Genomic DNA, 21,134 nt, shown 5'->3' with positions numbered 1-21,134 from the left:
TCAGAACGGCAGCTTCATGCCGGGCGGGATCGGCAGGCCGGCGGTGAGTTCGCGGGTCTTTTCGGCCTGCACGGCCTCGGCCTTGTCCTTGGCGTCCTTGTGGGCGGCAACGATCAGGTCTTCGAGGATCTCGACGTCGTCTTCCTTAAACAGCGACGGGTCGATCTTCAGGCTCTTCAGGGTGCCCTTGCCATCGAGACGGACGGTGACGAGGCCGCCGCCAGAGGTGCCATCGACTTCGAGTGCGGCGATTTCCGCCTGCATCTTCTCCATCTTGGCCTGCATTTCCTTGACCTTGCCCATCATCCCCATGATGTCGCGCATCGTCGTCTCCTGTTCTTAAAAAAATGTCCGGTCGTTCGTTCCGACGGACTATTCGATATCGTCGCCGGGGACGATATCGCCATCGGCAGATTCGGCTGTGGCCGGAGCAACGCTCTCGGCCTCTTCCTCCTCGACGGCGCGAATACGCACGTCGGTGATCTTGGCGCCCGGAAAGCGGGCGAGAATGGCGGCCACATCCGGGTCCTGGCGCGCGTCGCTGACACGCTGCTCCTGGGCCCGCTGCTCGGCTTCGATCATCGTCGGCTCGCCGGGCTCGCGGCTATAGCTGACGATCCAGTGAATGCCGGTCCATTCCTTGAGCTTGACGGCGAGTTCGCCGAGCAGGGTCTTCGGCGCGTCATCGGGAACGTTGACATCAAGACGACCGGGCTCGATGCGCACCAGCCGCACGAAGCCGCGCACCAGCGTCTTCAGCTTGATGTCCTTGTTCTTCGCACAGAGGTCGGCGATATCGCTGACCGAATTGACCGGCACCGCCGGCTGCGCCTTGGCTGCAGGCGCGGCTGCCGGCCGCTCCTCGATATGTCCGACGCTGATCGGCTGCGGGCTGACATCGGGAACCGCGCGCAACATCGTCGCGCCGTTGCCGGTCGGTCGTCCCATCGATGTCGACTGGGCGGCCTGCGCCTGCAAGGGGGCACCAACTGACGCCTGCATGCCGCCGCCATTGCCGCCACCTGATGCAGGACGGGCGCCGCCATTGTCGCTGCCGGACAGTTCGAGCACACGTCTCGCCGCGTCTTCGGGCGGCGGAAGATGGGCCGCGTGGGCAAGCCGAATCAACACCATTTCGGCAGCACCCGCCGGGCGCGACGAGCTTTCGGCCTCGGGAATGCCCTTCAGCAGCATCTGCCAGATGCGCGACAGCGTACTGACGGCGACATTGCCGGCAAATTCGGCACCGCGCGTGCGCTCGATCTCGCTCAAGGACTGGTCATTGGCAGCGTCAGGCACGTATTTCAGCCGGGTTACGAGATGGGTGAAATCGGCAAGATCGGTCAGGACCACGGTCGGGTTGGCGCCGGCCTCGTATTGTGCCGCGAATTCTCCAAGCGCTGCAGCAACGTCGCCCCTGACGATATGCTCGAACAGATCGACGATGCGGGCGCGATCGGCAAGGCCGAGCATGGTGCGCACGGTCTCGACCTCGACCGAACCGCCGCCATGGGCGATCGCCTGATCGAGCAGCGACAGGCCGTCACGGGCCGAACCTTCGGCGGCACGCGCAACCAGCGCCAGCGCTTCCGGGTCGAAACGAACACCTTCCTTGCCGAGAATGGTCGAAAACAGGCCGACGAGATCGGAGCCGCTGATGCGCCTGAGATCAAACCGCTGGCAGCGCGACAGAACGGTGATCGGCACCTTGCGGATTTCGGTGGTGGCGAAGATGAATTTCACATGCTCCGGCGGCTCTTCGAGCGTCTTCAACAGGCCGTTGAAGGCCTGCGTCGACAGCATGTGCACTTCGTCGATGATGTAGACTTTGTAGCGCGCCGAGACCGGGCGGTAGCGCACCTGCTCGATGATCTCGCGGATGTCGTCGATGCCCGTATGGGAGGCGGCGTCCATCTCGATGACGTCGACATGGCGCCCGTCCATGATCGCCTGGCAATGCTCGCCGGGGACGCGCAGATCGATCGTCGGCTGATCGACGTCTGCTGTCTTGTAGTTCAGGGCACGGGCGAGAATGCGGGCGGTGGTGGTCTTGCCCACGCCGCGCACGCCGGTCAGCATGTAGGCTTGAGCGATGCGGCCGGTTTCGAACGCGTTGGTCAGCGTGCGCACCATCGGCTCCTGGCCGACCATCAGGTCGGAGAAATCCTTGGGGCGATACTTGCGCGCCAGAACGCGGTAGGCGGCTGGTTTCTGTTCTGATGAAATGGACGTTTCGTCGCTCATCGACCCTGCCGCTGCTTGAACTCGTGTCCCGACAGGACGGACTTACAGCACCGCGCGTCGCATCGGATGCGTCTGGACGCCGCAACATTCTGTGGTGCTGCATGATTGCTGAGAGCGGTTTCGATCTCAGCAATCATGCAGGTGGGAGGCTGGCACGATGACCCGTGCCGGGGCTCGTTAGGGCTGCTTCCTTCCGGACCTGACCCGGTTGGCGAGTGGCTCGTCCACCACCAACCTCCCGGCTCCCATATCGGCAATATCGCAAGCAAATGCAAGCCAAGCCGTCAAAAAACTGATATCGATATGCAAAACAAGGCGAATCCGCTCCCGACCCAAGGAGACCTTCTTGACGACATTCACCCTCGACGAGCGGCTTGAACGCGACGGCATACCGATCGCCTCGATCGGCCTCTGCCAGATGCGGCTGATGAACGATCGCCGCTGGCCCTGGCTGGTCCTCATTCCCCAACGTGGGGGCATTTCCGAGATCTTCGATCTCACACCGCTCGACCAGACGATGCTGACCTTCGAAACCAACATGGTGGCGACCGCCTTGAAAAAGGTCACCGGTGCCGAGAAGATCAATGTCGGGGCGCTCGGCAATATCGTCCGGCAGCTCCATGTGCACATCATCGCCCGCAGCGACGGCGACCCGAACTGGCCCGGACCCGTCTGGGGCTTCGGCAAGCCGGAGCCCTGGGGTGAGAAAGACCATCAGGCATTTGCAGCCCGCATTCTGGAAAATCTCTGAACATGACGAAATCGATCTTTGACCTTCGAAGCCCCCATCCGGAGCCGAGCACCCTCGTCGCCTTTTCCGAGAACCACCTGGATCGTCAGTCCGAGCACCGCGCCGACGATTGCGTCGAAGTCGCGCTCAAGCATCCGGGCGCCCATTTCCTTGCCTTTTCCGGGCCGAAGCTGATCGTCAAACACGACGAGAAGATCATCGATCCGCTGTTTGCACCCTATGAGCTCGACGGGCTCGAGCCGGTACTCGACGAAACGATCCTGCTCGGCTACCTGCCGAACGGCGAGCCGCGGCTCGCCGTGCCGACCGGCCTTACCGAGGAGAACATCGCCGAACCTTTCAAGATCGCCGACGGACGGACGCTCTACCGCCAGCAGATGCTGCCGGAAGAACTGCTTGGTCAGTTCGCCCAGGGGTCGAGCCTCATCGTCTGGAACGCCAACAACCGCTTCTGCGGCCGTTGCGCCGGACCGATGGAAGGCAAGGCCGGCGGCTATCGTCGCGTCTGCACCGCCTGCGGCCACATGGTTTTCCCCCGCACCGATCCCGTCGTCATCATGATGACCATCGACCTGGAGCGCGATCTCTGCCTGCTCGGCCGCAGCCCGCATTTCGCGCCGGGCATGTATTCGTGCCTTGCCGGCTTCGTCGAACCGGGCGAAACCATTGAAAACGCCGTGCGCCGCGAAACCCATGAGGAATCCGGCATCCACATCGGCCGCGTGCGCTATCACGCCTCGCAGCCCTGGCCGCTGCCGCACTCGCTGATGATCGGCTGCTATGCCGAGGCAAAATCGACTGTCATCAAGCGCGACGAACAGGAACTGGAGGACGTGCGCTGGTTCACACGCGAGGAAACCATCGCGATGCTCGAAAGGTCGACCGGCGTCGCCGACACCGGCGATGAGCACATTCCGCCGCCGAAAGGCGCGATCGCCCACCAACTGATGCGCGACTGGCTCGCCTGGGGCGAGCGGGCGTAAGAGCGCTCGGGCTTCGATCAAGAGGAGGCCGGCCTTGTCCCGCTTCGAACGGTTGCTCGATCTTCTGCAGGTGCTGCGCCGCTGCCGCCAGCCGGTAAGCGGGCGGCGACTGACGGAGGAAACCGGCGTCAGCCTGAGAACGCTCTACCGCGATATTGCCAGCCTGCAGGCACAGGGCGCCCCTATCGAGGGCGAGCCGGGGCTGGGCTATGTCCTGAAGCCCGGCTTCATGGTTCCGATTTAAGGATAAAATTATGCAGCGGGTTCAAAGTGCTGCAGCGTCCTTTGCGCGTCATATCTGACGCGCGGCGCTGTAGAGCATTGCGCGTATCCCGCCAGCTTCGGTGGCGGGATATGGCGAATGGTGCTGATTAGCGGCCGTAAACGGCGGCCTGGATCTGCGAACGGGAAATGCCGATATCGCTCAGGGCGTGGTCGTCGAGCGAATTCAGCTCGCGGATCGCACGGCGCATTTTTGCATATTCAACGATCTTCTGACGGATCTTCATTTTTGACACTCCATATGTGAACGAGCGTCAAATAGGCATTTGCACATTATTTAGGTACCGCCGCGATTGCAGATTAGGCATGCACCAGACGCGTAACGGGTTAACGCATTGGTAAGCCTGATCTGCCGTGCGGACGGAAACGGCCAGAGCGTCTCCGGTTTAGACGGAGTTACAGAAACGCTCCGTCTCTTTATTTCCGCGCATTTCCTGACGGAAAACCACTTCGCACTTTTCCTGGAAAGGTCTAAAGCACGCCGCGCATCGGATGCGCCTTGTAGGTGCCGAGAATGCGGACCTTCTCCGAGAAGAAGCGCAGCTCCTCCATGGCGTGGCGCACGGGCGTGTCGTCCGGATGACCTTCGATATCGGCGTAGAACTGCGTGGCCACGAACTTGCCGCCGAGCTGGTAGCTTTCGAGCTTCGTCATGTTGATGCCGTTGGTGGCAAAACCGCCCATCGCCTTGTAGAGCGCGGCCGGGATGTTGCGCACATTGAAGACGAAGGTGGTGATGATCACTTCGTCATCGGCGCTGCGGGCAAGCCGCTGTTCCTCGCGCGACAGCACCACGAAGCGCGTCACATTGCTTTCGGTGTCCTCGACATTCTCCGCGACGATCTCGAGGCCGTAGAGATCGGCGGCAAGCCGCGGCGCGAGCGCCGCCATCGAGCGATCCCCCTTTTCCGATACCAGTTTCGCAGCCCCTGCGGTGTCGCCGGCAACCACCGGCTTCCAGCCATTGGCGCGCACGATCTTGCGGCACTGCCCGAGCGCGTGGATATGGCTGTGGACGGTGCGGATCTCATCGCGCGTGACGCCCGGCAGCACCATCAGCTGGAAGCGGATCGGCATGAAATATTCGCCGACGATATGAAGACGCGATTCGGGCAGCAGATGGTGAATATCGGCGACGCGGCCGGCGATGGTGTTCTCGATCGGGATCATCGCCAGATCCGCCTCACCGTTCTCGACCGCCACGAAGGCGTCTTCGAACGTCTGGCAGGGCAGCGGCTCCATCGACGGAAACATGTCGCGGCAGGCCATGTCGGAATTGGCGCCGTAATCGCCCTGGAAGGAGATCCTGTTGGTCTTGGTGGTCACACTGTCTTCCTTCTCAGGCTTTTTCGGAAAGGATGCGGCGGGCTTTTTCCAGCTCGACCGGCGTATCGACGCCGAGCGGCACGGTATCGACGATTTCGACATCGATGCGCATGCCGGCTTCAAGCGCCCTGAGCTGCTCGAGCGATTCGCGCTTCTCCAGCGTCGACGGCTTCAGAGCGACGAATTTTTCGAGCGCCGGGCGGCGGTAGGCATAAAGACCGATGTGGTGGTAGAGCGGCCCCTGTCCGTAGGGCGCGGTCGCGCGCGTAAAATAAAGCGCACGCAGGCGCGTCTCCGACAGCGGTGAGCCGACGATCTTGACGATGTTGGGGCTCTTTTTTTCCTCTTCGTCGGTGATCGCCACCGTCAAGGTCGCAATATCGGTCGAGGCATTTTCGACGAGCGGCTTCAGCGAGGCACGAATCGGTGCGGGCTCGATCGTCGGCAGGTCGCCCTGCACGTTGATGACGAACTCCGCCTCGCCATGCGGATCGGCCTTCAGCAGCGCCTCGTAGATCCGGTCGGATCCGGACTGGTGGTCGACCCGCGTCATGATCGCCTCGAAACCGGCGCCGCGAACGACATCGAAAACACTCTGGTCGTCGACGGCCACGACGACGCGCCCGACATCGGCTTCCGCCGCACGCTTGGCAACCTGGACGATCATCGGCAGGCCGCAAATGTCGGCGAGCGGCTTGCCCGGCAGACGGGTGGAGGCCATGCGCGCCGGAATGAGCACGATGGCTTTGCCTGAATTTTCGCGATTCATGATGTGGCCTTCAAAAACCCCGCCCAAAGTGTCAAAAAGTCTCAGTTAGGGGCCCATAATCTCTGTTGCAACGCAGAGCCAAAAGACATAGGTTCCGCGCGATTTCAAGATGGGCCGGGTTTTTGTTTACGCCGGTGGCAAAGGGAGCGTTTGCAGATGAACTCATATGTGAACATGGGCGTGGGTGCCTTTCTGGGTACGGTTTTCGTTCTGATGTCCGTATCCATTGCGTCGGAAGGCATTTTCCATTCCGAGGCTCCCGAGAAGGAAGGCTTCGCGATCGTCGCCGAAGAAGGCACGTCCGAAGCTGGCGGCGGCGCCCAGGAAGCGGCTGAAGTCGACATCAAGCCCCTGCTCCTCAAGGCAGACGCCGCAGCCGGCCAAACCGTGTTCAAGAAATGCGCAAGCTGTCACACCGTGGATAAGGGAGGGGCCAACAAGGTCGGCCCCAACCTCTGGAGTCTCGTCAACCGCCCGATCGCCTCGCATGAAGGCTTCAGCTACTCGGCTGGCATGAAGACCTTCTCCGAAGGCGGCAAGGTCGTTTGGGACTACGACCACCTCAGCTTCTTCATCGAAGCGCCGAAGAAGCACGTCCCGGGTACCGCGATGGGCTTTGCCGGCGTCAAGAAGCCTGACGAACGCGCCAACCTGATCGCATATCTCCGCGAACAGGCCGATGCTCCGGCCGCTCTCCCGGATGCAGCGGCTGCAGAAGCCGCGCCGGCTGCCGCGACCGAAGGTGCCGCCGAGAAGCCGGCCGAAGCGCCGGCAACGGAAGCCAAGCCGGCCGAAGGCCAGGCTGCTCCGGAAGGTCAGCCCGCGCCGGCTCATTAAGCCCAAGCGTTTCAACGATCTGATTTCGAGAAGCCCGGCCAGTGCGCCGGGCTTTTTGCTGTCTGGAACCAGGCCAGGCTCGTTCAGATCAGGCTGATTTACATCAGGAGGTAAGCCCAGACCGAAACGCTGACGACGCCAAGCGCCGTCGTCAGTGTAATGGTCGAGGATGCCAGCGCATGGCCGACGTTGAAGTGATTGGCGATCAGCCATGCGTTGACGCCGGTCGGCACCGCCGCGGTCAGCACGAGCGCGGTCGTCCAGTTGTCGTTGAGGCCGAGCAGATGGCAGGCGGCAAAGACGACACCCGGCAGAACCACAAGCTTCAGCAGGCTCGTCACCGTGGCCAGTCCGAGATTGCCGGCAAGGCCGTATTTGTCGAGTGCCATGCCGATCGAGACCAGCGCGGCCGGCGCGGCGGTGGCGGCAAGCTGATCGATAACACTCTTGACCGGCCCACCGAGCGGCTGACCGAGCAGATGGAAGCCAGCGCCGAAGGCAAGGCCGATGACCAGCGGATTGCGCAGCAGGTTGCGGGCAACGCCAGCCAAAAGCTTCAGCGGGCTTTGCCCCGGCCTGCCGCTGACCTTGCGCTCGGCGCGCTCCATCAGCACCGTGCCGGAGATCATCATCACCGGCAGATGGACGGACAGCAGGATCGACAGCGCCACGATCCCTTCCTCGCCGACGATGCGTGACACGAGCGGCAGGCCGATAAAGACCGTGTTGGCGAAGGCCGAGGAAACACCGGCCAGCACCCCCATGCGCGCATCGCGGCCGAAGGCGAGCGTCGCCACCAGATGGCCGATAGTCCAGGTGACGGCGACGCCGGAAAAGTAGGCGACCCAAAGCGGCCAGGGCGAGCCATCGCGAAAATCCGCCTCGGCGATCGTGCGAAACAGAAGAACCGGCACCGCGACGCGGAAAACGAAATCGCCGAGCCCTTCGCCGACGGTGGGTTTCAGGTAGCCGAGCCTGACGATCAGCCAGCCGGTCAGGATCAGGATGAAGATGGGCAGAACGTTCAGGAAGATATCGGACATGCGTCAGCCTTGGGATCGGTCCGATAGGAATAGCCCCGTTCCGGCGACCGCCGCAAGGTTGCAAGACCAGTCGCACGCCCTTGGCGAAACGGCAGCCAAAGGCAAAAAGACCGGAACATTCCACTGCGCGGGGCGTTCCCGAACAGGACCGGGAAAACGACGATGCCAACAGAGAAGCCCATCTACTCCCATCAGGACGACGATCCTCATCTGAAGGATGACGATCTGGCGGGCAAGGTTCTGCGCTTCATCCGTTATGCCACCTTCGTCGACACCACCGATATTTCGGTGATGGCGCTCGGCGAAATGGTCGTGCTGTCAGGCCATGTCCTGAGCGATTCCGACGTGGCTTGCGCCGGCGACGCGGCAAGATCGGTGATCGGCGTTACCAGCGTCGAGAACCGCCTGACGGTGAAGCCGGGCCAGCAATCATAGCTCTCATGAGCAAAGATGGCTCCGCTGTCGATCGTCACGGACTGGCCGTAGTCGGTTGTCGTCCGCTGCTTGGACTGGTAAATGGACACGGCGCCAACCACAGCGCCTTGAGTTTTCCATGGAGACCGGAATGGGGACGACCAAGTCAGCAGCGAGATAAGCCGCAACAACCCGATCGTTGTTGCGGCGTCTGTCCGGTCATTTCACACCACCGATAAGAAGGCAGAGCGCCGCCGAATGTCATTCATTTGAGCGGATGTTCAATCGTGCCCAATCATAGATCACCAACCTGGAAGCATTCGGTGCCGGCAGCACTTTTGCTGATGGCCCCGTTCGACATCCTCGCCTCGCTGGCGATGGACATCTATCTGCCCGTCGTGCCTGACATGCCCGGCATTCTTGCCACGACGCCGGCGATCATCCAGCTGACGTTAAGCCTATACATGGTCATCCTCGGCCTCGGTCAGATCGCCTTCGGACCGGTTTCCGATCGCATCGGACGGCGTCCGGTGCTCATCGGCGGTGCGCTGCTGTTTACGGCCGCATCGCTTTTCATGGCCGCCACCGCGTCGGCTCCGGCCTTCCTCGCCCTTCGGCTCCTGCAGGCGCTCGGCGCATCGGCAGCCCTTGTCGCGACCTTTGCCACGGTTCGCGACGTCTATGCGGAACGGCCCGAAGGCGCGACCATCTACGGCCTCTTCAGTGCCATGCTCGCCTTCGTCCCGGCCCTCGGACCGATCGGCGGCGCGCTGCTTGCCGGCCATTTTGGATGGAGAGCGATCTTCGTCACGCTTGGCGTCCTGGCAGTCGCCGCCACGGCGAACGCGATGCCGAGATGGCGGGAAACGCGGCCACTCGACGCCGAAGGCCAGAGAGGATCCTTTGCACCGATCCTGCGGAACGAGGCGTTCTGGACCTACACGCTCGGCTTCAGTGCTGCGATGGGCTCGTTCTTCGTGTTTTTCTCGACGGCGCCGCGCGTGCTGATCGATCGGGCGGGCTATTCGGAACTCGGCTTCAGCCTGGTCTTTGCGACAGTGGCGGTGATGATGATCCTCACGACCCGCTTCGCCAAGCGCTTCGTAACGCTCTGGGGCATCGCCGGCAGCCTTACCCGCGGGATGGCGCTGCTCATCCTTGGCGCGTTGCTCCTCGCCGTTTGCCAAAGCACGGCCGCACCGTCATTCCGGACCTTCGTCCTGCCGATGTGGGTCATCGCCATCGGCATCGTCTTCACCGGCTCTGTCACCGCCAATGGAGCCCTCCAGACCTTCGGCCACGCGGCGGGAACCGCCGTTGCCCTCTACTTCTGCATTCAGAGCCTGATTGTCGGGGTGCTCGGCACGCTGGCGGTCGTCTTCCTCGGAGGCGACACCGTCTGGCCATTAGCCGGCTACTCATCGGCTACGGCCATCACTACGCTGACCGCCCTCGCTCTGCTGACGAGGCGGCGCGGGGCAGAAGCCTGATCCGCTACAGCGCCGCGCGTCTTATCAGACGCGCAAAGATCGCTGTAGCACTTCGCAGGCAGCGCGACCGGCAGGAAGGCGTATGTGAGCCAAGCGCAGCAGCGGCGATTACCCCTTGACCTCGCCCCAGGGGCAAGCCCCACAGTCCCTGCCATGAGTGATTCTTATCTTCTTGCCGGCCGTTTCGGCGCGGCCACGCGACTATCTCCGAAGGCGCTGCGACTTTACGCCGAACAGGGCCTGCTGGTGCCTGCCTATATCGATCCGGCGACGGGCTATCGCTACTATGCGCCGGAGCAGGCCGCCTGGGCACGGATGATCGCGCGGCTGCGACGCCTCGGACTTCCGGTGGCGCGGGTCGCCCAACTGGTAGAGCTCGATGCAGAGAGCCGCCTTGTCGAATTGCGATCCTGGCTCGACGCCCAATGCGAGCGGCTGACCGAGCAGACAGAGCTGGTGGAGGCGATCGCGCGGCAGACCGACGGTCGTGATACTGAGCTGATCTCGAAAATTGCCATACGCGAGGTTAAAGCCTGCAAGCTGATCACCTGCCAGCGGCAGCTCGATATCGAAGCGCTCGATCCATTCATGGCGAGCGCCGAGGCGGATATCCGCGGTCACCTCCGCCGCTGCGGGATCGCCGGCGACGGCGCAATGACCGTGCATTTCCACGAGACCGTCAGCCGCGACAGCGAGGGACTGGTGGAAGTCGCCATTGTCTATGAAGGCAGCATCGAGCCGGTCGATGATCTGCGCATCCGCCTTCAGCCCGCACGGCGCGAGGTTTTTCTACCCGTGCCGGCCGCCTGCCAGAACTTCCCGCTGATCTTGCGCATCTACGACGCCATCGAAACCTGGCTGGACGCGCGAAGCGACATCCATTGCGTCGGCAGCCCCTACGAAATCTACCCCGGCAGCCACGGCGCCTCCTTCGATGTCGCCTACCCCATAAGCTAGATCAGCTACCCATAATCTAACAGGACAGACGATCATGATGCATTTCGCCTATACGGGCTCCGGCCCCTATTGCTACGCCAACTCGTTTGCCATGATGTTCGGCGCGCAGGCGCCCTCCACCGCGGTGATCGAATTTGCCACCGGCAGCCCGTTCGGCATGCAGCTGATTGGCGGCACCCTGCCGTTCTTCGATCCCTATGGCTGGGATCCGGAAGCCGGATTCGACGGCGCCCTTGCGGCGCTCGGCTGGACGTCGACAGTCAGCAAGGGCGGCGATGCGGACGACGCGCTTTCCCGCCTGCGCTCAAGCCTCAAGGACGGGCCGGTCTGGATCGGTCCCGTGGAGATGGGGCATCTCCGGCATCAGCCGGGCATGAGCGGACCGATCGATGCCGACCACTATGTCGTGGTGCTCGACATGGACGAGGACAGCGTGCTGATGCACGACCCGCAGGGCTACCCCTATGCGCGCCTGCCGATCGCCAACTTCATGGCCGCCTGGCGCGCCGACACGCTGAGCTATGGTGATGCCTATACCATGCGGACCGACTTTGTCCGTGTCGCCGAGATGTCGGAGATCGAGACGATACGGGCATCGATCCCGGCGGCCATTCATTGGTTGTCGATGGAGACGGACCTGCCCGTCCCTCCTGGGAGCCTCGGCAATGCCGAAGCCGCCGAAACGCTTGCCGCACGCATCGAGACCGGTTGCGACAAGGGACTGCGCGCGCACCTGATCCACTTCGCCGTCCGTGTCGGCGCCAGACGGGCAGCCGATGCGGCCGCCTGCCTCGCACGGGTGGGGTACAAGGAGGCGGCCCGCCTCGCCGACGAACAGGCACGGCTGATCGGCGCGATGCAGCATCCGCTGGTCGTGCGCAAGGATGCGGCTGCGGCCGACGCCCTGCGCGCGCTTGCTCCGACCTACGACCGACTGAAGGCGGCGCTGGAGCACGGCGGTTGACATCCGATCAACCGCCGCTCCGGCGGCGGCCGGCGCGTGGCGGCTCCCATGGTTAGGCAGGCGGTTAGGCAGGTGGTTAGACGAGCAGCTTGGAAAAGCTGCCTGCCCGCTCCGCGTTCTCGCGTTCGAGCGGTTCGTAGTGCAAGCCGACGACGCCGTTGTCATAGGTTTCCGCGCCCATCAACCGCAGATCATACCTGTTTGGAAGCGCACCGAACCAGGTGGCACCGGGGGACGCGACGGGATAGACGAAGAAGTGGAACGCATCCACGAGACCAAGTCCGATAACAGTCTGGGCGAGGCTGGCGCCGCCGGAGAGGTGAATATCACCGCCCGGCCGCGCTTTCAGCTCAAGGAGATAGGCGGCCAGCGCTTCGTCATCGGCAACGACGACCCGCTCGACATTGTTCCATTCGGTCAGCTTCTGAGACCCTGAGCGCGTAAAGACCAGCTTGCGGTAGTCGTTCATCCGGCGGGCCATCTTGCGGTTGGTTTCGGTTCCGACGTCCTCGGACAGGGCGCCCGGCCAATAGGATGCCATTTCCTCGTAGGTCACGCGCCCGACGAGCACGGTGTCATAGGTGGCGTAGAGCCGATCGATCGCCTGGTACTGGTCGTCGCCGACGCTGCCGATCCAGGCCAGCGGATCGTCGAGGCGCCCGTTGAGCGTCGTCATCATCTGCAGGACAATCTTGCGCATGCCCGCGCCTCCTCTACTGGGTTCTGCCCTCCACGAGCCGGGCGAGCTGCTCGATGACCGTGCCCCAGCCATCGTGGAAACCCATCTCCTCGTGCATGTTTCGGTCGGCATTGCTCTTGTGCATGACGTGGGCGGCATAGTCCGTGCCGTCAGGATGATCCTGGAGCGTGATGACCGCCGTCATGAAAGGGTTTTCGGCCGGGCGCCATCCCGCCACCAGCGAATTGGTGAAGACAATGCGCTGGAGGTCGTCGACCGCCAGGAAGCACGCGTCCAGATGCGGCGTGAACGCGCCGCCGCCTTCGCTGATCCGGGTGACAAAGGCACCGCCCGGCCGCACATCCATCTCGACCACCTTGCATCTGGCCGGCGCCGGAACCCACCATTGCTCGAAGCTGCCAGGATCGGTCCAGGCATTCCAGATCACCGAGCGCGGCGCCTTGATCAGGCGCGATATCGTCAGGTCGAGATCGGGATCGGGAGATCGGATCATGTCATTTCTCCTTGTTCTCAGCGGATGTCACGAATTGCTCCAGCCGATCCGTGCGGCCTTCCCAAAGCGCGCGCTGCGCCGACATCCACGCTTCGATGGCGGCAAACTGCGCTTTCTCGATGGTGCATGTGCGCACCCTGCCCTGCTTCTCCGTGCGGATCAGGCCACTGCCTTCGAGAAAGTGGATGTGTTTCATGAACGACGGCAGCGCCATGTCGAACGGCTTCGCCAGATCGCTGATGCTGGCAGGGCCGCTGCCGAGCCTTGCCAACACGGCGCGGCGCGTGGGGTCAGCCAGGGCCTGAAAAATTCCGTCCAACGGGCTCGAATACTGTTCCATAAGGCTAAGTATCACAGCAAAATACTTAACGCAATGGATAACTATTTAGCCGCCCCCGTCCCCGACGCGCCGGGACATGACCGTGGTGCTGGAACACGTCTCGATGATCGGCGGGCTCGCGCCTGTTGCGACCTTTCACGCAAGCGCTGAGGCTCGTAACGCCACCTCACCGCCCGCTCGTCATACTGTCATGCTTGCCCAAAATTGAGGAGCGGTCGCGCAGATGGCCGAATGAACGAGCCAATCGATCGCGCGGCCGAGGGGCTACCCCTCGGCCGCCAACTAAAGTTGGTTCAGCATTCTGCCACACTTAAACAATCACAGTGCCAGTGGCTGAAAATCGGAAATAGAATCAGGAAGAATGGCGGACAGAGAGGGATTCGAACCCTCGATACGCTTTCACGTATACACGCGTTCCAGGCGTGCGCCTTCAACCACTCGGCCACCTGTCCATCCGTCAACAGCCGATGGTCATGCGGCTGGATGGGAAGGGCGAGGCCCTTCGTGTCATCCGGCGCGAACCGGCGGACGGGCGGGATATATACCGATGATTTGCGCGGGATCAACTGCTTTCTGACAGATTGTTGACATCTTGTGTAACTTGGCAGGCAACGCTTGCCATTGCGCTCGTCGCCGACCGGGCCTATCTCTTGCCGCAGAGTTGCTCGGCGCCTCCCTTCGGAGACCGCCCGGACGCCGCGCCAGCTCGGATTGCCACGCTCTCCAACCTCGTCGGCTTTGCTCCGAAAGGCACGCTGATGCCGGAAAACGAAAGTGACGGCCCGGTCTGGCCCGATGGAATTTGAGGAATGAGGGACCGATGCGTTTCGTACTGAGACTGGCGAGCTTTGTGGTGCTGCTTGCGGCCGTCCTTGCAGGTGCCGTCGATGCCATCCAGTCCGTCGCCGCATCAGAGCTGATGATGACGTCGCTCGGCGACGATCTCGAAGCGTTGGGCGCCGACACGGCCAGCTGGGTTCAGTTTGCGCAGCGGACCGATACCGGGCCGACCCTCTGGCACTCGATGCTGCACTGGCTTTTGATGCAACCCGCCTTTGCGGTGCTGGCGCTTCTGGCCCTTCTTCTGTGGATGGCCGGATACAAGAAGCGGCCGGCAGCCGGCCGCTTCACCGCTTGATCATGCCGGGGCGCTGCCCCGCGTCGACGACAAGGAGTTTTAGTGATGTTCCTGATCGACATGTTCAACAAGAAGACCATCCTGCCCGACGCGCAGACGGCGCTGCCTGGGCGCGAGGATGCCATTCCGACTGCCGCGACACACTTCGTCTCGGGACACCCGCTGAAGGGCCCCTATCCCGACGGCACGGAGAAGATCCTGCTCGGCATGGGCTGCTTCTGGGGCGCCGAGCGGCTGCTTTGGAGCATACCGGGCGTCTATGTCACGGCGGCCGGCTATTCCGGCGGCCTGACGCCGAACCCCACCTACCAGGAAACCACCACGGGGCTCACCGGCCACACCGAGGTGGTGCTGGTGGTCTACGATCCGAAGGTGGTTCCTTTGTCGCGCCTGCTCAAGACCTTCTTCGAGCAGCACGACCCGACCCAGGGCATGCGCCAGGGCAACGATATCGGCACGACCTATCGCTCCGCCATCTATGCCTATGACGATGCGCAGCTGAAAGAGGCCAAGGCCGCGCGCGACGCCTTCCAGGCGGCCCTGAAGCGATCGGATCATACCGGCAAGATCACCACCGAAATCGAAAAGGCCGGCCCGTTGTACTTTGCCGAGGACTACCACCAGCAGTATCTGGCGAAGAACCCCGATGGTTATTGCGGCCTGCGCGGCACCGGCGTCAGCTGCCCGATCGGTGGCTAGTCCCTTTACGCCGCGCGCCCGGCGCGCGGCGTCCCCCTGCCGATCCAAAAAGGTCAAGGGAACCGGCATTTTAACGATGCCTGTGAATGTCGGTCGACATTTTTACCATCCGAAAAATTTTGAGTGTTTTTTTGCCGTGACCGTGCAAGGATGCGGCCACCCTAGCCCCCACGAGAGGGGCGGGTTCCGCAGACAGGCTCCATCCGGGGCCCGCGGGAGGACCCGATAAAGATCAATAGCGACAACAGGGCTGCACGATGAAAAAAACCATTCTCGGTCTCTTTGCCTTTTCCATGATGTCCGCGACGGCTCTGGCCGCCGACATCAAGCCGGCCATCATTTACGATCTGGGCGGCAAGTTCGACAAATCGTTCAACGAAGCGGCCTTTAACGGCGCCGAAAAATTCAAAACCGAATCGGGCGTCGAATACCGCGAATTCGAAATCGCCAATGACGCACAGCGCGAGCAGGCCCTGCGCCGCTTCGCCAGCGACGGCAACAACCCGATCGTCATGGCCGGCTTCAACTGGGCGGCACCGCTCGAAAAGATCGCCGGCGAATATCCGGACACCAAGTTTGCGATCATCGACATGGTGCTCGACAAGCCGAACGTGAAGTCGATCGTGTTCAAGGAACAGGAAGGCTCCTACCTCGTCGGCGTGCTCGCTGGTCTCGCTTCGAAGTCGAAGACCGTCAGCTTCATCGGCGGCATGGACGTTCCGCTCATCCACAAGTTCGCCTGCGGCTATGTCGGCGGCGCGAAGTCGACCGGCGCTGACGTGAAGGTTCTTGAAGCCTACACCGGCACGACGCCGGACGCCTGGAACGACCCGGTCAAGGGCGGCGAAATTGCCAAGTCGCAGATGGACCAGGGTTCGGACGTGGTCTACCACGCAGCCGGTGGCACCGGCGTCGGCGTCCTGCAGGCCGCTGCGGATGCCGGCAAGCTCGGCATCGGCGTCGACTCCAACCAGAACGGCCTGCAGCCGGGCAAGGTTCTGACCTCGATGCTGAAGCGCGTCGACGTGGCCGTCTACGAAGCCTTCACCGCTGCCAAGAACGACAAGTTCGAGTTCGGCATTTCCAACCTCGGCCTCAAGGAAGATGGCGTCGGCTACGCGCTCGACGACAACAACAAGGCCCTGATCACCCCGGAAATGCTCGACGCGGTCGAAAAGGTGAAGGCCGAGATCATCGCCGGCAAGGTCCAGGTTCACGACTACATGAGCGACGAAGCCTGCCCCTACTAAAGGCTTCCGCCTGACATCAGAAAGGCCGCCGTTCGCAAGAACCGGCGGCCTTTTTGTTTTTCTGCCCTGATACCAGCCTGCGCTGATATGGCGCCTCAGTAGTGCGGCGGGCGGGTGATCGGAGGCGCATCGATCGATTGCTCCTCGAGGCTGAGGAAGCGTTCCGTCAGCCGGTCGAGCTTTGCCCGCGTCTGCTCGACGACCTTCCATTGCTCGGCGAGCTGATCGGAAAGCTCTTCGATCGTCTTGGCCTGGTGAGCCACCGTCTCTTCAAGGCGGGTGACGCGGTCTTCGGCGTTGGTCATTGCTGCTGCTCCGTCCTGTCGCGGCCATCCGGGCGCGCGACACCATGGGGATTTGCCGGCAGATTGGCCAGCGGATGCCCGCTGTCAAGAAGATTGCGGTTCGGGCCTTCGCGGCCGAGCCACAGGTTCAAGGTGTCGCAGCACCTTTAGCGCGCCATATCCGGCGCGCGGCGCTGCAGCGAAAATGCCGGGTCGCTGGCCGACAGCCTCTTGTGCAGGTGCACCATCATGCCGGCGGCAAAGAGCGGCGTCAGCAGGTTGAGCAACGGCACGGCCAGAAACGCCGCCAGGATCAACCCGGCCAGGAACACGGTCGAGCGGTGCTTGGCACGGAAGAGCCGCGCTTCGGCCGGCGAGCGGTAGCGCATGGCGGCAAATTCGAAGAACTCCCGTCCCAGGAGGTAACCGTTGACGAGGAAGAAGGCGATCAGATTGACGCCGGGCACCAGGAGCAGGAATAGCGCCAATATGTTGCCGAGAATGACGACGCCGAGAAACTTGGCCGAGCCCACGATCGCCTCTGCGAGGGGCAAGGGCCGGCCGGCCGGCTCGTTCGGATAATCGCGCGCTTCGACCACGTCGGCGACATCATCGAGGAAGAAGCCGGCGATCAGCGCCGTCACCGGCGCCAGCAGCAAGGCCAGCGCCAGCGCCAGCCCGAGGCTCGCGAAGATGCCAAGCACGAAGGTGAGCCAGCCGGCCCAGGCGGGCGTGCCGGGCATCAGGGCATCAAGCCATGGCAGGGCGAGCCAGACGAAGAGTTCGCGCAGCCCGAACCACAGCGCGGCCAACGCCAGGAGCGTCAGGCCGAGCACCTTCCAGAACACCGAACGGGTCTCCGGTGCAAAAAGATTGGCCAGGGAAAGCCGCGCCGCGTCCAATATCATCAAATGTCTCCAGTGCCGGGCAGGGTACGATGGGGCATGTAGGCAAGCGCGTTCGCATCGACAAGGCAGGGCGGCCGGCAGCGTCTGCTTTCGGCAAAATTCCTGCGATGAAGACGGACGAACCGTGGCAAACGCGATGGGGAGCGATATGCTAGAACAAGGGCCTGCCCACGTGGACCGGCCGGACAGACGAGCCGCCCACGGACGGCAGGCGGACAAGGGGAGAAAATGACCAGACAGAAAACGCTCGCCGGGCTTTCGGTACTCGTCCAGGAAGGCAAGCTCGACCCGGTCACGCTTGCCGAAGAAACGCTTGCCGGCATCGAGGCGCACGGCGATCAGACGATCTTCGTCGGCATCACCCGCGAACGTGCGCTGAAGGAAGCGGCGGCCGCCTCCGCCCGGCTCCGCGCGGGCCGGTCGCTCGGCCTGCTCGATGGCCTTCCGGTCGCCTGGAAGGACCTCTTCAACGTCAAAGGCAGCGTGACCACAGCCGGTTCCGTGGTCCTGCGGGAAGATCCGCCCGCCGGCAACGACGCCGTTGTGGTTGGCGCTGTTGCCGGCGCCGGCATGGTCAACGTCGGGCGAACCAATATGAGCGAGTTCGCCTTCTCCGGCCTCGGCATCAATCCGCATTACGGCACGCCGCACAATCCGGCCTCGACCGATGTCGAGCGCATCCCGGGCGGCTCCTCGTCGGGCTCGGCGGCGGCGGTCGCGGCCGGCCTCGTGCCGGCGGCGATCGGCACCGATACCGGCGGCTCCGTCCGCATCCCGGCGGCAATGACCGGTATCGTCGGCTACAAGGCGACGCGCGGGCGCTATTCGATGAAGGGCGTCTTTCCGCTTGCCGAAAGCCTCGATTCGCTTGGCCCCCTCTGCCATACGGTGCAGGATGCAGTCTGGCTCGATGCGGCCATGCATGGACTGACCGCCCCGGTGGTGCGCCGCGGCGAGATCGCAGGACTGTCGATCGTCATCCCTGAAACGGTGGTTTTTGACGAAGCCGAAAGCGAAGTCGTCGAAGCCTTCGAGGATGCGGTGAAGCGGCTGGAAAAGGCCGGTGCCACAGTCACGCGGCGCGCCTTCCCGACGTTCAAGGCAGTGTTCGACGTGATGGCGCGCCACGGCGCGCTTGTCACCGCCGAGGCATTTGCACTTCACCGGGAGCGCCTGGCCGGTCCCGAAGCCGAACGCATCGATCCGCGCGTCGTCGCGCGCACAAGGCTCGGCGAGAAGATCACCATGCCCGACTATATCGCGCTTCTCGATGCGCGCGACCAGTTGATCCACGAGACAGTCGAGAGCCTGAAGCCGGGCGAACTCATCGTCCATCCGACGTTGCCGCATGTCGCACCGCCGCTGGCGCCGTTGCTTGCCGACGACGACCTGTTCTTTAGGACCAATGCCAAGACGCTGCGCAACACCTTGATCGGCAACTTCCTCGATTTCTGCGGCATCTCGATCCCCTGCGGCATCGGCGCCGGTGAAATGCCGGTCGGCCTGCAGCTGGCAGCGCCGCACCATCAGGACGACCGGTTGCTGTCCATCGCCCTTGCCGCCGAAGCCGTGATCCGGGGCGCTGCATGATCGTCTGTTTCGATATCGGCGGATCGGCGATCAAGGGCGCGATCGTCCATTCGCGCGAACGGATCTTTCCGCTGCCGCGCCGCACGACGCCGCTCAACAATTTTCGTCAGTTCGTGCAGACGCTTGAATCCGTGCTCGACGAGGCCGGCGGCCATCCGGAATGCGTGGCGATCTCGATCACCGGCGTCATCGACCCGGAGACCCGCCGGATCAAATGCGCCAACATCCCCTGCATCGACGGCCGAGAACTGGTTGCCGAGCTCGAGAGCGCGTTGCACCTGCCGGTCAGGATCGCCAATGATGCCGACTGTTTCGCGCTTGCCGAGGCCGGCGCCGGCGCCGGCCGGGGCCACCGCATCGTCTTCGGGGCGATTCTCGGCACCGGTGTCGGTGGCGGGCTTGTGGTCGACGGCCAGTTGATCAACGCCGATGGCGGCTTTGCCGGCGAATGGGGCCATGGACCGGCACTTGCCGCGGAGGCGGGCGAGCCGCCGATTGCCATCCCGGCCTATGCCTGCGGCTGCGGCCAGCGGCGCTGCGTCGATACCGTCGGCGGCGCGCGCGGGCTCGAACGGCTGCATGACACGGTGCACGGCAAGACCCTGTCGAGCCACGAGATCATCGAGGCGTGGATGAAGGGCGATACGGAAGCGAAGCGCACCGTCGAGATCCTTGTCGACCTCGTCAGCTCGCCTTTGGCGCTCGTGATCAACATCACCGGAGCAACGATCGTGCCGGTCGGCGGCGGCCTTTCCAATGTCGAGCCGCTGCTCGACGAGATCGACCAGGCGGTTCGTAGCCGGGTCCTGCGGCAGTTCAAGCGGCCACTTGTCGTGCGCGGCGAATGTCAGGTCGAGCCGGGACTGATCGGCGCCGCGCTGCTCGGCCTTGGAGGAGAAAAGGCATGAATGGCATCGGACTTGAGGTTTGCGTCGATGACGCCGACGGGCTTGCCGCAGCGATCGCGGGCGGAGCGGATCGGATCGAACTCTGCGCAGCACTTTCCGTCGGTGGGCTGACACCGACGGCCGGATTGATGGCCCTTGCCGGGCCGCCACGGGTACCCGTCTATGTCATGATCCGGCCGCGGCCGGGCGACTTCGTCTTCGGCGCCGCCGATCTCGACATGATGCGCCGGGATATCGATGCGGCCCGCGATGCCGGTCTTGCCGGCGTTGTGCTTGGCGCATCGCTCGCCGATGGCCAGCTCGATGCACCCCTGCTCAGAAAGCTCACCGGCCATGCCGCCGGCCTCGGCCTCACGCTGCACCGCGCCTTCGACCTGGTGCCGGATTTCACTGACGCGATCGAACTTGCTGTCGAACTCGGCTTCGAACGGATCCTGACGTCGGGCGGCGCCAGAAGCGCGCCGCAGGCAATTGAAAGACTTGCAGAACTTGTCGAGCTCGCCGCCGGGCGCCTTTCGATCATGCCAGGCTCCGGCGTGACACTCGACAGCGTCGACGCGCTGCTTGCGCGACTACCCGTCAGCGAAGTGCACTCATCCTGCTCGATCCGTGAGCCGGCTCACGATCCGCGACTGGTCGCGATGGGTTTCGTGTCGGAGGATAGGCGTCGCACGGACATGGCGACGGTTCAGGCGATGAAAGCACGGCTTTCTGCGAAGTAGAACGATCGTTCCCTCTTTCAGTTCAAGTCAAAGAAAAGGCCC

The 21,134-nt window shown here is 63.2% G+C and carries 25 protein-coding genes, 1 tRNA gene, 1 other RNA gene and 1 pseudogene; 15 read left to right on the top strand and 13 right to left on the bottom strand.

Features of this window, described 5'->3' with window-relative positions:
- The 3 genes from BC360_RS23115 to ffs all read right to left on the bottom strand — a co-directional run bounded on the left by BC360_RS23115 (position 1) and on the right by ffs (position 2,483).
- Positions 1–324 (bottom strand): YbaB/EbfC family nucleoid-associated protein, encoded by a 324-nt coding sequence (locus tag BC360_RS23115; RefSeq protein WP_029742357.1) that lies wholly within the window; start codon positions 322–324, stop codon positions 1–3.
- A 48-nt stretch (positions 325–372) separates the two neighbouring features.
- Positions 373–2,244, bottom strand: coding sequence for a DNA polymerase III subunit gamma/tau (locus BC360_RS23110; protein WP_065797047.1), 1,872 nt, complete (start codon positions 2,242–2,244; stop codon positions 373–375).
- Between the two features lie 141 nt (positions 2,245–2,385).
- Positions 2,386–2,483, bottom strand: an RNA gene (gene ffs / locus BC360_RS23105) — signal recognition particle sRNA small type.
- Positions 2,484–2,590: 107 nt separating this feature from the next.
- Here ffs and BC360_RS23100 point away from each other — a divergent pair.
- The 3 genes and pseudogenes from BC360_RS23100 to BC360_RS23090 form a co-directional block, all read left to right on the top strand.
- Positions 2,591–2,995, top strand: a complete 405-nt coding sequence (locus BC360_RS23100; RefSeq protein WP_083222696.1) for an HIT domain-containing protein — start codon at positions 2,591–2,593, stop codon at positions 2,993–2,995.
- Between the two features lie 2 nt (positions 2,996–2,997).
- Positions 2,998–3,978 carry an NAD(+) diphosphatase gene (gene nudC / locus BC360_RS23095; protein WP_065784876.1) on the top strand — a complete coding sequence of 327 codons (981 nt, stop codon included), beginning with the start codon at positions 2,998–3,000 and terminating at the stop codon, positions 3,976–3,978.
- Between the two features lie 34 nt (positions 3,979–4,012).
- Positions 4,013–4,216: pseudogene (locus tag BC360_RS23090) on the top strand (helix-turn-helix transcriptional regulator); the annotation flags it as partial.
- A gap of 133 nt (positions 4,217–4,349) precedes the next feature.
- Here BC360_RS23090 and BC360_RS23085 read toward each other — a convergent pair.
- The 3 genes from BC360_RS23085 to BC360_RS23075 form a co-directional block, all read right to left on the bottom strand.
- On the bottom strand, positions 4,350–4,487 hold the full coding sequence (locus BC360_RS23085; protein ID WP_065784874.1) for a DUF1127 domain-containing protein: 138 nt from the start codon (positions 4,485–4,487) through the stop codon (positions 4,350–4,352).
- A 244-nt stretch (positions 4,488–4,731) separates the two neighbouring features.
- Positions 4,732–5,586: a prephenate dehydratase gene (locus tag BC360_RS23080; RefSeq protein ID WP_083222695.1), complete on the bottom strand. Its 855-nt coding sequence runs from the start codon at positions 5,584–5,586 to the stop codon at positions 4,732–4,734.
- A 13-nt stretch (positions 5,587–5,599) separates the two neighbouring features.
- Positions 5,600–6,355, bottom strand: a complete 756-nt coding sequence (locus tag BC360_RS23075) for a 3-deoxy-manno-octulosonate cytidylyltransferase (protein WP_065784873.1) — start codon at positions 6,353–6,355, stop codon at positions 5,600–5,602.
- A gap of 156 nt (positions 6,356–6,511) precedes the next feature.
- Here BC360_RS23075 and BC360_RS23070 point away from each other — a divergent pair, with 156 nt between their 5' ends.
- Positions 6,512–7,192: a c-type cytochrome gene (locus tag BC360_RS23070; RefSeq protein WP_065784872.1), complete on the top strand. Its 681-nt coding sequence runs from the start codon at positions 6,512–6,514 to the stop codon at positions 7,190–7,192.
- A gap of 98 nt (positions 7,193–7,290) precedes the next feature.
- Here the strand turns inward: BC360_RS23070 and BC360_RS23065 are convergent, their stop codons facing one another.
- Positions 7,291–8,235 (bottom strand): AEC family transporter, encoded by a 945-nt coding sequence (locus BC360_RS23065; RefSeq protein WP_065797046.1) that lies wholly within the window; start codon positions 8,233–8,235, stop codon positions 7,291–7,293.
- 162 nt (positions 8,236–8,397) lie between these two features.
- Between BC360_RS23065 and BC360_RS23060 the strand changes: the two genes are divergently transcribed.
- The 4 genes from BC360_RS23060 to BC360_RS23045 all read left to right on the top strand — a co-directional run bounded on the left by BC360_RS23060 (position 8,398) and on the right by BC360_RS23045 (position 12,060).
- Entirely contained in the window at positions 8,398–8,670 is a 273-nt protein-coding gene (locus BC360_RS23060; RefSeq protein WP_065784870.1) for a BON domain-containing protein, read from the top strand.
- A 266-nt stretch (positions 8,671–8,936) separates the two neighbouring features.
- Positions 8,937–10,139 carry a CmlA/FloR family chloramphenicol efflux MFS transporter gene (gene cml, locus BC360_RS23055; RefSeq protein WP_083222694.1) on the top strand — a complete coding sequence of 401 codons (1,203 nt, stop codon included), beginning with the start codon at positions 8,937–8,939 and terminating at the stop codon, positions 10,137–10,139.
- A gap of 153 nt (positions 10,140–10,292) precedes the next feature.
- Positions 10,293–11,096, top strand: coding sequence for a MerR family transcriptional regulator (locus BC360_RS23050; RefSeq protein ID WP_065797045.1), 804 nt, complete (start codon positions 10,293–10,295; stop codon positions 11,094–11,096).
- Positions 11,097–11,130: 34 nt separating this feature from the next.
- Positions 11,131–12,060: a hypothetical protein gene (locus tag BC360_RS23045; RefSeq protein ID WP_065797044.1), complete on the top strand. Its 930-nt coding sequence runs from the start codon at positions 11,131–11,133 to the stop codon at positions 12,058–12,060.
- 76 nt (positions 12,061–12,136) lie between these two features.
- Here the strand turns inward: BC360_RS23045 and BC360_RS23040 are convergent, their stop codons facing one another.
- The 4 genes from BC360_RS23040 to BC360_RS23025 all read right to left on the bottom strand — a co-directional run bounded on the left by BC360_RS23040 (position 12,137) and on the right by BC360_RS23025 (position 14,045).
- Positions 12,137–12,760, bottom strand: coding sequence for a dihydrofolate reductase family protein (locus BC360_RS23040; protein ID WP_065797043.1), 624 nt, complete (start codon positions 12,758–12,760; stop codon positions 12,137–12,139).
- 13 nt (positions 12,761–12,773) lie between these two features.
- Positions 12,774–13,253 (bottom strand): SRPBCC family protein, encoded by a 480-nt coding sequence (locus tag BC360_RS23035; RefSeq protein ID WP_065797042.1) that lies wholly within the window; start codon positions 13,251–13,253, stop codon positions 12,774–12,776.
- Between the two features lies 1 nt (position 13,254).
- Positions 13,255–13,593: an ArsR/SmtB family transcription factor gene (locus BC360_RS23030; RefSeq protein ID WP_065797041.1), complete on the bottom strand. Its 339-nt coding sequence runs from the start codon at positions 13,591–13,593 to the stop codon at positions 13,255–13,257.
- A 362-nt stretch (positions 13,594–13,955) separates the two neighbouring features.
- Positions 13,956–14,045: transfer RNA gene (locus BC360_RS23025), tRNA-Ser, on the bottom strand.
- A gap of 132 nt (positions 14,046–14,177) precedes the next feature.
- On the opposite strand from BC360_RS23025, the gene BC360_RS31825 reads away from it, so the two are divergent.
- The 4 genes from BC360_RS31825 to BC360_RS23010 all read left to right on the top strand — a co-directional run bounded on the left by BC360_RS31825 (position 14,178) and on the right by BC360_RS23010 (position 16,680).
- A complete protein-coding gene (locus BC360_RS31825) occupies positions 14,178–14,399 on the top strand; it encodes a hypothetical protein (protein WP_139110166.1) in 222 nt (73 codons plus the stop codon).
- A gap of 14 nt (positions 14,400–14,413) precedes the next feature.
- A complete protein-coding gene (locus BC360_RS23020) occupies positions 14,414–14,731 on the top strand; it encodes a hypothetical protein (protein WP_065797040.1) in 318 nt (105 codons plus the stop codon).
- 45 nt (positions 14,732–14,776) lie between these two features.
- Entirely contained in the window at positions 14,777–15,430 is a 654-nt protein-coding gene (gene msrA / locus BC360_RS23015) for a peptide-methionine (S)-S-oxide reductase MsrA (protein WP_065797039.1), read from the top strand.
- Positions 15,431–15,687: 257 nt separating this feature from the next.
- On the top strand, positions 15,688–16,680 hold the full coding sequence (locus BC360_RS23010) for a BMP family lipoprotein (protein ID WP_065784862.1): 993 nt from the start codon (positions 15,688–15,690) through the stop codon (positions 16,678–16,680).
- A gap of 95 nt (positions 16,681–16,775) precedes the next feature.
- Here the strand turns inward: BC360_RS23010 and BC360_RS23005 are convergent, their stop codons facing one another.
- Both BC360_RS23005 and BC360_RS23000 read right to left on the bottom strand, forming a co-directional pair.
- Entirely contained in the window at positions 16,776–16,985 is a 210-nt protein-coding gene (locus BC360_RS23005; RefSeq protein ID WP_065797038.1) for a SlyX family protein, read from the bottom strand.
- Between the two features lie 146 nt (positions 16,986–17,131).
- Positions 17,132–17,872, bottom strand: coding sequence for a sulfate transporter family protein (locus tag BC360_RS23000; protein WP_065784860.1), 741 nt, complete (start codon positions 17,870–17,872; stop codon positions 17,132–17,134).
- Positions 17,873–18,100: 228 nt separating this feature from the next.
- Between BC360_RS23000 and BC360_RS22995 the strand changes: the two genes are divergently transcribed.
- Genes BC360_RS22995 through BC360_RS22985 form a run of 3 tightly spaced genes read left to right on the top strand, consistent with a single transcriptional unit; the run spans position 18,101 to position 21,092 of the window.
- Positions 18,101–19,462 (top strand): amidase, encoded by a 1,362-nt coding sequence (locus tag BC360_RS22995; protein ID WP_065784859.1) that lies wholly within the window; start codon positions 18,101–18,103, stop codon positions 19,460–19,462.
- The gene (locus BC360_RS22990; RefSeq protein ID WP_065797037.1) at positions 19,459–20,370 is read left to right on the top strand and encodes an ROK family protein; all 912 of its coding nucleotides are present in this window, start codon (positions 19,459–19,461) and stop codon (positions 20,368–20,370) included. The genes BC360_RS22995 and BC360_RS22990 overlap by 4 nt, the downstream gene beginning before the upstream one ends.
- A complete protein-coding gene (locus BC360_RS22985) occupies positions 20,367–21,092 on the top strand; it encodes a copper homeostasis protein CutC (protein ID WP_065797036.1) in 726 nt (241 codons plus the stop codon). The genes BC360_RS22990 and BC360_RS22985 overlap by 4 nt, the downstream gene beginning before the upstream one ends.
- Positions 21,093–21,134: the final 42 nt, after the last annotated feature.

Origin of the sequence: Ensifer sp. LC163 (assembly GCF_001695855.1) — a bacterium.
GTDB lineage: Bacteria > Pseudomonadota > Alphaproteobacteria > Rhizobiales > Rhizobiaceae > Ensifer.
This window is presented reverse-complemented; position numbering and strand designations above follow the sequence as displayed.